Source organism: Myxococcus sp. CA056 (assembly GCF_013336715.1).
In the GTDB taxonomy this organism is placed as follows: domain Bacteria; phylum Myxococcota; class Myxococcia; order Myxococcales; family Myxococcaceae; genus Myxococcus; species Myxococcus llanfairpwllgwyngyllgogerychwyrndrobwllllantysiliogogogochensis.
On the sequence record NZ_JABUMT010000001.1, the window covers coordinates 1,389,303 to 1,402,447 of the forward strand.

Below are 13,145 nucleotides of genomic sequence, written 5' to 3' on the forward strand. Positions count from 1 at the left end.
CTGTGTCTCGCGCTCGATGACTTTCATTGGTCCGGGCGCGCATCCCCCACAACAGAAGGAGTCCTCCATGCGATTGCGGCATTCGCTGTTCCTCATGGCCCCGCTGCTCGTCGGCGCCCTCACTGGCTGCGGACCCGAGCACGAGGAGTCACTCGCTCCCGAAGCCCCCGCCGCCGAGCAGCTCGGCACCACCGAGTCCGCCGCCGTCTCCACCGCCGGCCTCACCACGCACTTCCGTCAGTGGCTCTCCGCCAACGGCTACGACAGCTACGACTTCCCCCGCGCCGACCTCGTCGGCGGCAGCTTCGGCGGCAAGGCGAGCGGCACCGACACCGTGGTGAACACGCCCGTCATCTTCATCCACGGCAACTCCGACAAGGCCGTGGGCACCGGCACCGCCGGCCAGTCGGGCTGGAACGCCTCCATCGAGTACTTCCTCGCCAACGGCTACAAGCCGAGCGAGCTGTACGCGACGACGTGGGGCCCCGCGGAAATCATGCAGACCGCGGTCCAGTACCACTCGAAGACGAACGTCATGAAGGTGCGCAAGTTCATCGAGGCGGTGAAGGCGTACACCGGCGCGACGAAGGTGGACATCATCACCCACTCCATGGGCGTGACGCTCGCGCGCAAGGCCATCCTCGGCGGCTCGGCGAATGACTCGGCCAACGGCGGCGCGTACAACGTCGGCGCGGCGCTCACCGGCTCGGTGGACACCTTCGTCGGAATCGCCGGCGCGAACCTGGGCCTCACGTCCTGCTACCAGACGGGCCCGTCGACTCCGACGTGTGGCTCCACCAACGGCCTGTATCCGGGCTACCTCTACTTCGGCCTGGTGATGGGGCGCTCCGCGTACCTGGACAACCTGCGCTCCACGAGCGGCTACGAGGGTGCCTACCGCTACAGCATCTATTCCACGGCCGATGAAATCATCAACTACGGAGGCATCGTCTACGGCGAGTACACCTCCCGCATCCCCGGTCAGAATGGGGAGAAGGTCTACTCGGCCTATCCCTACGGGCACTTCAACTCGAAGGACCTGACCGCGGCGGTGCAGTACAGCATGGTGCGCAACCACACCATTCCGTAAGGCACGCGCCACGGGCTCCCGGCACGCCGACGTCCAGGCGCCGCCGGGAGACACGGGCCGGTTCGGCATCACACCAGGAAGGACGGAAGCGCCTCGTCCTTCGACAGCACCGTGACAGCGAGCTCCGGCACCTTCGTCACCGAGGGCGCCGGTCGACGGCCCATCCACGCCGTGGGGGAGTGGATGCGGCCGTCCTCGCGTCACGGGCCGGGGCGACGCGCCTCATCCACACCGAGGATGAGGCCGTCCCCATGTCGCGAGCACCGGACGACGACCTCGCATCCACGCCAACACCGTCACGCATCCAGCACGACGCGTCTCTTCGCGAGCACCACCCGCGCCGCCGCATCCCACTCAGGACGCGGCGGAGCCAATGCTCACGGCCTCGGGCCATGCGACGGAGCCGGCGCATCGTTCTGCGCGGGCGTGGGCGAGGGCTGGCTCCCTGGTGCCCCCGGTACCGGCGCGGGCTCACCCGGCTTCGGTGCCTTGTCCTTCGGCTCCTCCTTCGGAACAAAGGGCTTCGCCGCCGCCGGGTCCTTCAGGAACGCGAGCACCGTCTCGTTGAACGGCGCCGGGCAGTCGAGCTGCACCGTGTGGCCACAGCCCTGCATCGGCGCCAGCGCGGCACCAGGGATTCGGGACGCGCCGTACTCCATGATGTCGCGCGCGTCGCCGCCGTGGAGGAACGGGTTGGGAATCAGCCGGTCATCCGTGCCGTAGACGATGAGCGTGGGCACCGTGACGTGCTGGAGGCCCTCACGCACGAAGTCGTTGTGCGCCAGCCCTCGCACCGTGCGGACGTTGGCGTAGGCGTACGAGTCGAACTCGGGCGACTTCGCCAGCCGCACGCGCTCCTCAACCAGCCAGTCGAGCTGTGGCCCCCAGTGCATGAAGTTGCCCTGGCGCACGCTGCCCCAGATGTTCGCCTCGGGCGCGTACTTGATGAAGTCCGCGCTCATCACCCGCGCGAACCACGCCTTCTCCTTCCAGCTGAACTTCTCGAACCCGGCCGGCGACACCAGCACCAGCGCGCTGAGCGACTCCGGATAGCGGATGGCGTACGACAGCGACGTCTGCCCACCCATCGAGTGTCCCGCGAGGATGGGCTTGTCCACGCCCAGTCCTCGCGTCAGCTCGTGCACCACGTCGGCCATCGCCTCCATGGTGTACGGGAAGGTCGCCGGCTTGTCGGACTTGCCGAAGCCCGGCAGGTCCACCGCGATGACGCGATAGCCCTGCGCCTGGAACACATCCAACTGCGCCCGCCAGAACTTCAGATAGGAGCCAAGGCCGTGCACGAAGACCACCGTCTTCGCGTCCGGCGACGAGGCCGGCAGGTCCACGTAGGCGACGTGCAGCTCGGTGGCCAGCTTGTAGCGGGCCGTGACGTCCGGCAGCGCGGCGCGGTGCACGGGCCAGGGCTGCTTGGTGCCCTCGGTGGAGTAGTCGAGGTCCTGGAAGGACAGCGCGGACTCGCCAGCATACGAGCGCACGCAACCGGCGGAGGACAGCCCCGCCGCGAGGAGCAACGCGGTGAAAGCGCGGGAGGAGCTCATGGTCAGAACGCGTACCAGGTGAAGGTGGTGAAGGCCGCCCACGGGTCGCTCCGCACGGTGGTCGCACCGTCGTAGAAGCTGCCGCGGAAGAGGTAGCCGCCGTGGAGACCCACGGTCATCAGGTAGCGGAGGTGGTAGCGAAGCTCCGCGTTGACCTCCGCGCCGATGAACCGGCCGCGCCGCACATCAGCCACCCAGCGCGCCGGGTCCGCCCCCGCGTTGGCCAGGCCCGTGGCCACCTTGAGGTTGAGCTTGTTGGGGATGATGTCCCACGCCGCCGAGGCGATGCCCGCGCGCAGGCCGTAACCCTGGTTGGAGATGTCCGTCACCGCGCCCGTGTAGTTGTTCACCGTGCTGGTGAAGGGGAACAGGATGAGCATCTTGTGGTTGAACCACACCGCGCCCGGCAGGCCGTACTGGTTGAGCGTGAAGGCGCCCGTGTACTTCTCATCCTCCAGATTGGAGTCACCCGAGGAGAACATGCCCTCCACGGTGATGACGTCGCCGGGGCCACGGCCCCACTGGTACATGACCTCCAGGTTGGCGGACACGCCGGAGATGTCCAGCTCGTCGAGCACCGAGTTTTCCGGGTCGTCGCTCTCGTACTTGCCGCCGTTGTACATGACGAAGCCAGAGGCCCCGAGCCGGCCGTTGCGGAAGTCGATGTTGTGATTGAAGTGCGCACCCGCCCAGAAGACGCTGCCGGTGGGCCGGTTGATGTTGAAGCGCGCGGTGCCGGTGAAGCCGGGCAGGCCCGAGGACGACGGGCCGCTCTTCACCAGACCCTCGAAGGCGTACGCGTCACCCTTGGTGTCGTCGTTCAGGTACCAGAACGACGCGCCCACGTTGGTGTTGGGGCGCACCGGGTAGACGTAGTCCGCCATCGCCAGCCAGATGTACTTCAGGCGCGGGTCGTTCTTCGTGGCGCGGTCCGCCTGCGCGGTGCCCAGCGGCATCAGGCTGACGCGCGCGTTGCCCTTGATTCCGCTGAAGATGGAGAGGCCCGTCGCGTCGCTGCCGAGGAAGGCCAGCTTGTAGCCGGTGCGCGTGAGGTCCGACAGCGGCGTGCGCGTCGGGTCATGGGCGTTGTCGTAGACGGGCTGCGTGCCGACGAGCAGCGTGAGCTGGCTGGGATTGCGCGTCGGGTAGATGGCGACGTTGACGTTCTTCGTCTGGATGTTCACCTGGTCGGCGTTGAAGCCGCCGCCCTCGTTCTGGCCAATGGTGTTGGCCGAGCGACCCCAGAGGAAGTCCACCTCGAACTGCGCGCGGAAGGACGCCAGCCCGTCGACGAAGAAGGGGCTGTACTCGATGACGGGAATCCAGCGCTGCTCGATGAAGTACGCGGAGCGGCCCGACTCGGTGCTCACCGCGCTGCCCACCGGCGAGCCGATGGGCCCCAGCGACACGCCGCGCAGGCCCGCCGGGTCACCGACCTGGTTCGTCATGGAGACGCGGGTGAAGAAGTAGTTGATGAGGGTGAGCTCACGAGGCTCGGCGTCCTCCTCGCGGTCCTTCGCCTCCAGCCACTCGGCGTACAACCCTGGCACCGGAGTGCTCTGCGCGGCGGCCGGCGTCGCCAGTCCCACGAGCCCCAGCGCCGCGAGCATCCTCGCGCCTCGCCGCAGCGTCTCGCGTGCTTCAAACCCACTTCCCGTCATATCCACCTCGGCCCCGCGCGCGGGGCACTCCCGGTGCACCGGGCTCGGATGTCACCACTGTCGCTGGCGCTGCGTACGGCCGTGCTCCTGGGACGGGGCGGCGAGCGCCCGCGTCCCGTCCTTCGTCCAGAGAGAGGGCGGGAGCGCACCCTCCCTCCGGCACGAGGTGCGGCGGCCTACCGGACGGCGTACGTCTGCACGGCGTTGCCCGCGAAGGACTGGCCGTTGAGCGTCACGGTACCGGCCGCGCCCACCGCGCCGTTGGCGCAGCGGCTGCCCGTCGACTGGTTCTTGAAGAAGATCTCCAGCTTGAGCGTCTTCTGGTCGGCGGTGAAGCCACCGCGGCCTTCCTGCACCAGGCCACCCGGGAAGGTGAACGTCACGTCGAAGCAGCTTCCGTCGGACGTCACGTTCTCGATGAGGACGGTGTTGGAGGTGAAGGAGAGCGGGTTCTTCGGCGCGTCATGGTTGCAGACGCCATCGGTGATGGTGCCCGGGACGCTGTCGACCTTGAAGTTGCCACCCGCCACCGACATGGTGACCTTCTGGTAACACTGGGACGACGCGCCAAAGTCGACATCTTCGCTGAAGCCGTTGGGGTGGCTGGGGATGTTGGCCCCCTCCATCAGCAGCGTCTTGCCCTCGAGGAACGCGAGGATGTTGGCGGAGCTGTTCAGCTTGGGCGCCTCGACGGGCGGGTCCTTGTCGTCATCATCTCCGCAGCCTACGAGGCCCAGCGCGCAAACCATGACCGCGGACAGCAGCTTCTTCTTCATGTGAGTGCTCCTCTTCCCTCCGGCGTCACCGCCGGGATGTGACGACAGTCGTCAATGCGAAGGGCCTGACTCCAGGGCCCTCCGTGAATGGCTCAGCGCGGCGCGTCGGACACGGAGGGTGTCATTGGCCCTCCGCATCGGCGGCGATGGCCGCCTCGCGCAGCTCGCGCTTGAGAATCTTTCCCGCCGCGGAGATGGGCAGGCGCTCCACCAATTCCACCCGCTTGGGCACCTTGAAGCGCGCGAGCCTCCCGCGCAGGTGCTCCATCAACACCTCCGTGGAGCAGGCCTCTCCGGGCTTGAGCACCACGAAGGCCCGGCCGACCTCGCCCCACTTCGCATCGGGCATGCCGATGACCGAGCACTGCTGCACGGCGGGGTGCTCGTAGAGGACCGACTCCAGCTCCAGCGGGTACACGTTCTCTCCGCCGGAGATGAACATGTCCTTCTTGCGACCCGCGATGGTGAAGAAGCCGTCCGCGTCCTTGCGAGCCAGGTCGCCGGTGTGGAACCAGCCATCCGGGTCGATGGCCTCGCGCGTGGCGGCCTCGTCCTCGAAGTAGCCCGAGCACATGGAGGGGCCCTTGAGGAGGAGTTCACCCACGTCGCCCGTGGGCACCTCGCGGCCGTCGTCGTCCACCAGCTTCGCGGCGATGAAGTAGTTGGGGCGGCCGATGGAGCCCGCCTTCGACACCGCGAACTCGGGCCCCATGCTGAAGATTCCCGGGCCGAACTCCGTCATCCCGAAGCCCTGCTTGAAGGGCACCGCGTGCACGGCCTGCCACGCTTGAATCAGCGGCACGGGCAGCGCCGCGCCGCCGCTGGTCATGAAGCGCACGGTGGAGAAGTCCGTCGTGGCGAAGCGCGGCGAGTCGAGCAGTTGCTGGTATTGCGTGGGCACCGCGAAGAAGAGCGACACCTTCTCGCGCGGGATGAGCGTGAGCAGCTCCTCCGGGTCCCACCGGCGCATGATGACGATGGTGCCGCCCGCGGTGAGCAACGGCACCGAGTACACGAGCAGCCCGCCCGTGTGGAACATGGGCGTGTGTGTCACCGTGACGTCGCCGGGGCGCAGCTCGTGTACCAGCGTGTTGAGCGTGTTCCACGCCACCATGCGGTAGCTGATGCACGCGCCCTTCGAGCGGCCCGTGGTGCCCCCGGTGAAGAGCAGACACAGGGTGTCCTCCTCGGACACCGCGTCGTTCTTCACGGGCTCGGCGGAGCGGTGCGCGAGGACGTCCGCGTATGGGGCCGCGCCGGGCAGCCCCTGCGACTCCAGGGAGACCAGGCGCAGCGAGTCGCCGATGCTCTCGCGCACCTGGGCCACGGCGTCGCGGAAGTCGTCGCCGAAGAGGAGCACGCGCGGGCGGATGGCGCGGACCAGGTCCGTCAGCTCGGTCGCGTGCAGGCGCCAGTTGTAGGGGACGAAGATGGCGCCCAGCTTGCCGCAGGCGTAGAGCGCATCCAGGTACTCGACGCCGTTGTGGGCGACGATGCCCACGCGGTCGCCGCGCTTCACGCCGGCCACGTCGCGCAGCCAGCCGCCGAGCGCCTCGGCGCGCGTGTTCAGGGCACGGTAGGTGAAGCGGCCGGCGTCACCCTTGGCCGTGTCCACCACCGCGACGTGCTCGGGCCAGTACAGGGCGCCCCGCCCCATCCAGTCGCCGATGAACATGCGCGCCTCCAAGACTCAGGCCGTCCAGCGGTAGAGAGCGGAGGCCATGGCGAGACCACCGCCGCTGGCACAGAAGGCCACCAGGTCGCCCCGTCGCACCTTGCCCTGGACGACGGCGTCATCGAGCGTCATCGGGATGCAGGCCGAGCCGGTGTAACCCCACTTGTCCATCGTGTAGTGCGCCTTGGCCATGGGCTGGCCGAGCACCTTCATGGTGGCCTCGATGGTGCGCAGGTTGAGCTGGGTGAAGACGAAGAGCTTCACGTCGTCCAGCGTCTGCGACTGCTTCTTGAGGAGCTGGTCCAACAGCATGGGCCAGCGCTCGGTGTTGAACGTGGCGGGGAACTTGCGGACGAACTGGACGGCGGGCTTGCCACCGGTGAGGGGCAGCGTCTCCGCGGTGGCGGGGCGGTGGGTGCCACCGGTGTAGATGCCGAGCGCGTCGTGATACTCGCCGTTGGCCAGGAGCCGCGCGCCCATGAAGCCGGGCTTGTCTCCCGCGCCGAGCACCACCGCGCCCGCGCCGTCCGCGAACAGGGTGCAGGTCTTCTTGTCCTTCCAGTTCACGTAGCGCGTCATGCCGTACGCGCCGACCACGAGGATGCGGTGGTAGCCGTCATCCGCGGCGATGGTCTTCGAGCCCACGTCCAGCGCCGTCACCCACCCAGCGCACGCGCAGTTGAGGTCGTAGGTGCCGGCGTTGGCGGCGCCCAGCTTGGCCTGCACCACGGAGGAGGTGGCGGGGCTCAGGTAGTCGGGTGTGTCGGTGGCGACGATGATGAGGTCCAGCTCCTCGGGCTTCGTCCCGGAGCGCTCCAGGGCCTGACGGGCGGCGGCGACACAGAGGTCACTGGTGGCCTCGGTGTCGGCCATGACGTGGCGTTCCTTGATGCCCACGTTCTGCTGGAGCCACTCGTCCACTGGCTCGCCGAGAATCTTCTCGACGTCCGCGTTGGTGAGGACCTTCTCGGGGACGTAACGGCCAGTGGCGAGGATCTGCGCGTATCGCATGTGCGGTCTTCTCAGCTCCGGGCGCTCCGCGCCGGACGGCGCGCGGGACGCAGGGTGTTCTTCTTCTTGGCGGGGGCGGCCTTCGCGGGGCTCGCCTTGGAGGGTGTGGACTTGACGCTGTTGCGCGCGGGAGCGGCCGAGCGGGCATCCAGTCCGTGGCGGATGAGGCCCATGGCGGTGTCGAGCACGCGCTCCAGGCCCGGGTCTTCTTCCCAGAGGACCCAGCGCATGCCGAGGAAGTCGGCGATGCCCATCAGGCAGTAGGCGAGTGCCTCCGGGTCCATGCGGCGCACTTCGCCCGCGTCCATGGCGATGGACAGGCCGTTGACGTAGCCCTTGGCGAAGCGGTCGTAGTAGCGGCGGTAGCAGTCGGCGTCGACGAACTCGGCCTGGCGCACGACGCGGTAGAGGTTGGGGTGCTGGCGGACGAACTGGAAGAAGGTGCGCAGGCCCTCGCGCTCCACGTCCATGCGGCTGTCACAGGCGGCGGTGGACTCACCGATGAGGCGCCGCAGGCGGGTGCCCAGGTCGTCGACGACCTCGACGAAGATGGACTGCTTGTCCGGGAAGTAGACGTAGAACGTGCCGAGCGCCACGCCGCCCTTGCGGGTGATGTCCGCGATGGAGGCGCGCTCGTAGCCCTTCTCTCCGAAGACCGACTCGGCGGCCTTCAGCAGCTTCGCACGCGTCCGCTGTCCTCGCGGCGTGACGGGTCCGGAGCGGTCTGGAGAAGTTGAAGGCCGATTCATGTTTCACCTAGCGGTAGCACCCGCTCGACGGGGTTGTCAAAGCGCGGAGAATGGCTCCGCGCGTCATGGACTGTGGGCGACGCAGGGCGTCACCTGGAGACCTCATGTCTCCACTCGGCGGAGCGTACCCCGAATGGCGCGGGGGTCAGCGGGGTGCTCACCGCCCTGTAAGAACATCCGTTCTGGCGAGGTGGCGCGACGCGCAACGTCCTCGTGGTGGAAATGGGTTCCTCGTAGCGTCGGAGGTCCTCGCCGCTGAAGAGAGACGCATGGTGCTCCGTCGGGCTGGTGCCCTCCTGCTCGCATTGCTGACGGCCTGTGGGACGGCGCAGGCCCCGCGTACGGTCTCGATGGAACAACCGAGGCGTCGACACGCTGAAGCTCCCGTCCTGGCCATGCTTCACCTTCCTGGACCCGACTCGCAGACGACAAGAGCTGCTCGCGGCACCCTGGCCCGGCACCAGCCGCATCACCGTGGAGGCCATGCTGGATTCACCTCCGGAAACCGCGGCCGTGACCTATTCGGCGCCCGCCGTCGCCAAGCGCACCGGCACCACGGAGGAGGCACTCCGCGCTGTCCTGCAAACACTCGATGGAGTGAGGTTCTGACGGGCAAGCCCCCCCGTGGATACACTCAACCCCGAGGGACCATGTCGGCGGAACCCACTCCTACCCGTTCGAGGTTCCTCCGGATGAAGCGACTCAGTCTCTGTGTGCTCGCGCTCTCGCTGGGGGGCTGCCATCTCTCGCGCGCACGTCCTCAAGCACCACTCGCGCCTCCCGAGGTCGCGGACAGCATCCAGTTCCCCTCCTGGGCCAAGGACGCATCCATCATCGTGGAGGGCCACCAACTCAAGGCGCTCCAGATCGCCCTGGAGGACTACCTGCATCCGGGAACGGCTCCGCCCAAGGACGCCGATGCCATGACCCGGTGCCTGCACTCGCTCGACACCTATGACGCCTGGTTGGTGCGCGGAGAGCGGATGACCTTCGTCCACTTCACGCCCAACGAAGCAGAGCGCTGCGGCCTCAAGCCCGAGGTCATGGACCCCGGCGCGAGCTACGCCATCAGTGACGACGGCGTCATCTTGAAGCGGGACTGACCCGGGACATCGCACCTCGACGCGACAGGTGCCCGGATGGTTCGATGCGTGGAAACGCAAGGGGAAGCCCACGCCATGAAGCGCCCGTCGTCCCTGCCGCTGTCGCTGCTCGTCGTCGCCCTGCTCGGCGCTGGCTGTGCCTCCACGCCCGCCGCGCGGAAGTACGTCCCGGTCGACACGGGCAACGCCTTCCTGTGGGAAGTGAAGGACCCGCGCGGCGGCACCGCGTACCTCGTCGGCTCCATCCACATGGGCAAGGCCGGCGCCCTCACCCTGCCCTCCTCCATGGAGTCCGCCTTCACCAAGGCCCACGTCCTCGCCGTCGAGGTGGACACCACCCGAACGGACGAGGCCGCCATGCAGAAGCTCGTGCGCGAGCTGGGCACCTTCCCCGAAGGACAGAGCCTCTCCCAGCGCCTGGACCCCAGCACCCGCGACCTCTTGAGCCGCGCCGCCACGCGCCTGGGCGTGCAACCCCAGGGACTGGAGCGCCTGCGCCCCTGGCTCGCCGGCATCGTCCTCAACAACCTGGAGTTCAAGGCCGCAGGCTACGAGCAGGGCCACGGCGTGGACCGCGCCTTCCTCGACCGCGCCCACGCCGCCCACAAGCAGGTGCTGGAGCTGGAGACCGCCGAAGCTCAGTTCCGCATGCTCTCCGGCACCCCCGACAACCTCCAGGACCTCATGCTCCGAGACCAGCTCCGCCGCGAACAGGGCCCCGGTGAAATCGTCGAGGCGCTCACCTCCGCATGGAAGGCCGGCGACGCGGACGGCATGGCGGGCCTCCTCCTCGAAGGCGCCAAGGACACCACCTACCGCCCCGTCTACGAGCGCGTCTTCTTCGAGCGCAACGTGCAGATGGCCTCACGCCTGGAAGCCCTGCTCACCGAGCCCCGCGTGCACCTGGTCGTCGTGGGCGCCGGCCACGTCGTCGGCCCCGAGGGCATCGTCGCCCTCCTCCAGAAGAAGGGCCACTCCGTGCGCCAGCTCCCCCGCGAAACACCCCTCGACTGACTTCGTGAAGAGCATCCCCAGTGATTCGGTCATTCGTTTCGAATGACTCTCTTCGGGCCAGTGCACCGCGTCGCTCGGCCCTCCCCATCCGCGCGGCGCCCCAGCGCCCCCTGCCCAGTCCTGTCCCCTCCAGATAAGCTAACCCTGCGTTTCGAGCATTCCGCGCGAAACCATGGAGGTAGTCATGCGAGCAATCTGGATGGTGGTCCTGGCCTTCAGTCTGTCGGCGTGCGGTGGAATGGAGGCGGGTGACGAGGCGCTTTCGGAAGGCGCCGAGAACAGCGTGCAGACGGAGCAGGTGTCCTCCGAACTCGCCGGCGTCTGCGAGTCCCTCGTCGGCACCTTCTGTCGCCCTGGAGCGGTCACCAACTGCACCTGGAACGACGGCGCGGAAGGCGAGTGCGAGTGTCAGCGCACGCCGTTCAACAAGTGGCTCTGCAGCTACAACGGCTGACCGCGGTCCAGGGGCTCCTCCTCAAGGGAAGGGGCCTCGCCGCACGTGTGACGCCCGCCTCCGGGTCCGCCCGTCGAGGCCGCGCTCCACACATCACCCGCGAGGCGCATGCCCGCACCAGACCCCGCGTGCAGACAACCCCCCGCGCCCCTGACTCCCCGTGAGCAATCTGCCCTCCGAGCGACCTCCCACGTCATTCGGACTTGCGATTTCGCCCCACTTGCTTATTTTGCATGCCAAATTTAATTTAGCTGTCGAAACCTCAAGGCACTTATAAAAATAAGGTCCATCCCGCCCATGCCCTTGGATGAACTCGACTTCCGCCTGGTGGACCTGCTGCAGCGCGACGGCCGCGCGACGCAGTTGGAGCTGTCCCGCGCGGTGGGGCTGTCCCAGCCAGCGGTGGCCGAGCGCATCCGCAAGCTGGAGGAGCGGGGCGTCATCACCGGCTACGCGGCGCGCGTCGACGCGACGAAGCTGGGCAAGGACATCACCGCCTTCATCGGGGTGAGCATCGAGCATCCGAAGTACTTCGAGGGCTTCGCCAAGAAGGTCCTCGCGCTGCCGGACGTGTTGGAGTGCCACCGCGTCGCCGGGCAGGACTCGTACCTCGTGAAGGTCAAGACGGCGAACACGCGGACGCTCGACTCGCTCCTCGTGGAGACGCTGCGCACCATCGCGGGCGTCACCCGTACCCAGACCACCATCGTCCTGTCTTCCATCAAGGAGGACACGCATGTCCGCGTGCCTCCCGAGCTCGCCAAGGAGAGTGAAAGATGAGCGCCGACGCCATGAGCGCACCCCTTCCCCCGCCACCGGTCTGGCGACTCGCCCAACGCATGTCGCGCATCAAGACGTCCGCGGTGCGCGAAATCCTCAAGGTGGCCGAGCGCCCGGACATCCTCTCCTTCGCCGGCGGTCTGCCCGCCCCGGAGCTCTTCCCCCTGGAGGCCATCGCCGAGGCGCACGCCCAGGTCATGGCCCAGGAAGGCCGCGCCGCGCTCCAGTACAGCACCACGGAGGGCTACGCCCCGCTGCGCGAGTGGATCTGCACGCACCTGGCCCGCGCGGGCCGCGTGTGCGACGCGGACCAGATTCTCATCACCAACGGCTCGCAGCAGGGCATCGACCTGGTGGCCAAGGTGCTCCTGGACCCGGGTGACCTGGTCATCGTGGAGAACCCCAGCTACCTCGCGGCGCTGCAGACGTTCGGCGGCTACGAGGCGAAGTTCGCCACCGTCGAGAGCGACGACGACGGCATGCGCATCGACGACCTGGAGCGCGTGCTGGCCACGCACAAGCCCAAGATGCTGTACGTCGTCGCCAACTTCCAGAACCCCAAGGGCACCACGCTGGCGCTGGAGCGCCGCAAGGCCCTGGTGCGGCTGGCGCAGCAGCACCGCTTCCTCATCCTCGAGGACGACCCGTACGGCGAGCTGCGCTTCCGGGGCGAGCACCTGCCGTCGCTGGCCGCCTTCGACGACCAGGGCGTCGTCGTGTCGCTGGGCACCTTCTCCAAGACGCTGGCCCCGGGCCTGCGCATCGGCTGGGTGGCCGGCCCGCGCGACTTCGTGCGCAGCCTCACCATCGCCAAGCAGTCCACGGACCTGCACACCGCCACCGTCGCCCAGCGCGCCGTGGTGAAGCTGTTGCAGAACTTCGACTACTACAAGCACCTGGACTCGCTGCGCCCGGTCTACGGCGAGCGCGCCAACACCATGCTGGACGCGCTCAAGGCCCACATGCCCGAGGGCATGAGCTGGACGCACCCCGACGGCGGCATGTTCCTGTGGGCGAAGCTGCCCCCCGGCATCAGCGGCGACACCCTGCTGCCCCGAGCCGTCGAACAGAAGGTCGCCTTCGTCCCGGGCAGCCCCTTCTTCGCCATGAACCCGCGCTCGGAGTTCATCCGCCTCAACTACTCCAACCGGCCGCCCGACCTGATTGTCGAGGGCATGCGCCGGCTGGGCGCCGTCATCTCCGGCGCCCTCTAGCCCCGCGCTGACACACCAAGGCCGTGCCGCGCCGCGTCGGAGTTCCCGACGCGGCGTTT

At 68.1% G+C, this 13,145-nt stretch carries 12 protein-coding genes; 6 read left to right on the forward strand and 6 right to left on the reverse strand.

The genetic code is table 11. The features are described 5' to 3' along the window. Positions 1 to 67: 67 nt before the first annotated feature. Entirely contained in the window at positions 68 to 1,090 is a 1,023-nt protein-coding gene (locus tag HUA76_RS05735; protein ID WP_174459407.1) for a lipase, read from the forward strand. 377 nt (positions 1,091 to 1,467) lie between these two features. Here the strand turns inward: HUA76_RS05735 and HUA76_RS05740 are convergent, their stop codons facing one another. The 6 genes from HUA76_RS05740 to HUA76_RS05765 all read right to left on the reverse strand — a co-directional run bounded on the left by HUA76_RS05740 (position 1,468) and on the right by HUA76_RS05765 (position 8,521). After that, positions 1,468 to 2,649: an alpha/beta fold hydrolase gene (locus HUA76_RS05740; protein WP_174459406.1), complete on the reverse strand. Its 1,182-nt coding sequence runs from the start codon at positions 2,647 to 2,649 to the stop codon at positions 1,468 to 1,470. Positions 2,650 to 2,651: 2 nt separating this feature from the next. Further along, a complete protein-coding gene (locus HUA76_RS05745; protein WP_174459405.1) occupies positions 2,652 to 4,310 on the reverse strand; it encodes a hypothetical protein in 1,659 nt (552 codons plus the stop codon). Positions 4,311 to 4,486: 176 nt separating this feature from the next. After that, positions 4,487 to 5,086 carry a hypothetical protein gene (locus HUA76_RS05750; protein ID WP_174459404.1) on the reverse strand — a complete coding sequence of 200 codons (600 nt, stop codon included), beginning with the start codon at positions 5,084 to 5,086 and terminating at the stop codon, positions 4,487 to 4,489. 121 nt (positions 5,087 to 5,207) lie between these two features. After that, positions 5,208 to 6,761 carry a long-chain fatty acid--CoA ligase gene (locus tag HUA76_RS05755; RefSeq protein WP_174460208.1) on the reverse strand — a complete coding sequence of 518 codons (1,554 nt, stop codon included), beginning with the start codon at positions 6,759 to 6,761 and terminating at the stop codon, positions 5,208 to 5,210. A gap of 15 nt (positions 6,762 to 6,776) precedes the next feature. After that, positions 6,777 to 7,772 (reverse strand): 3-oxoacyl-ACP synthase III family protein, encoded by a 996-nt coding sequence (locus tag HUA76_RS05760; protein ID WP_174459402.1) that lies wholly within the window; start codon positions 7,770 to 7,772, stop codon positions 6,777 to 6,779. 11 nt (positions 7,773 to 7,783) lie between these two features. Then, entirely contained in the window at positions 7,784 to 8,521 is a 738-nt protein-coding gene (locus tag HUA76_RS05765) for a TetR/AcrR family transcriptional regulator (RefSeq protein WP_141646404.1), read from the reverse strand. A 692-nt stretch (positions 8,522 to 9,213) separates the two neighbouring features. Between HUA76_RS05765 and HUA76_RS05770 the strand changes: the two genes are divergently transcribed. From HUA76_RS05770 to HUA76_RS05790, 5 genes are all read left to right on the forward strand, one after another. Then, complete coding sequence (locus tag HUA76_RS05770; protein WP_174460209.1) at positions 9,214 to 9,624, forward strand: hypothetical protein; 411 nt, start codon at positions 9,214 to 9,216, stop codon at positions 9,622 to 9,624. A gap of 75 nt (positions 9,625 to 9,699) precedes the next feature. Next, positions 9,700 to 10,638, forward strand: coding sequence for a TraB/GumN family protein (locus HUA76_RS05775; protein WP_254613988.1), 939 nt, complete (start codon positions 9,700 to 9,702; stop codon positions 10,636 to 10,638). A gap of 184 nt (positions 10,639 to 10,822) precedes the next feature. Further along, positions 10,823 to 11,092: a hypothetical protein gene (locus HUA76_RS05780; RefSeq protein WP_174460211.1), complete on the forward strand. Its 270-nt coding sequence runs from the start codon at positions 10,823 to 10,825 to the stop codon at positions 11,090 to 11,092. Between the two features lie 297 nt (positions 11,093 to 11,389). After that, positions 11,390 to 11,872: an Lrp/AsnC family transcriptional regulator gene (locus HUA76_RS05785; RefSeq protein WP_141646410.1), complete on the forward strand. Its 483-nt coding sequence runs from the start codon at positions 11,390 to 11,392 to the stop codon at positions 11,870 to 11,872. After that, the gene (locus HUA76_RS05790) at positions 11,869 to 13,086 is read left to right on the forward strand and encodes a PLP-dependent aminotransferase family protein (protein WP_141646411.1); all 1,218 of its coding nucleotides are present in this window, start codon (positions 11,869 to 11,871) and stop codon (positions 13,084 to 13,086) included. The genes HUA76_RS05785 and HUA76_RS05790 overlap by 4 nt, the downstream gene beginning before the upstream one ends. The last annotated feature ends 59 nt before the right edge of the window (positions 13,087 to 13,145 follow it).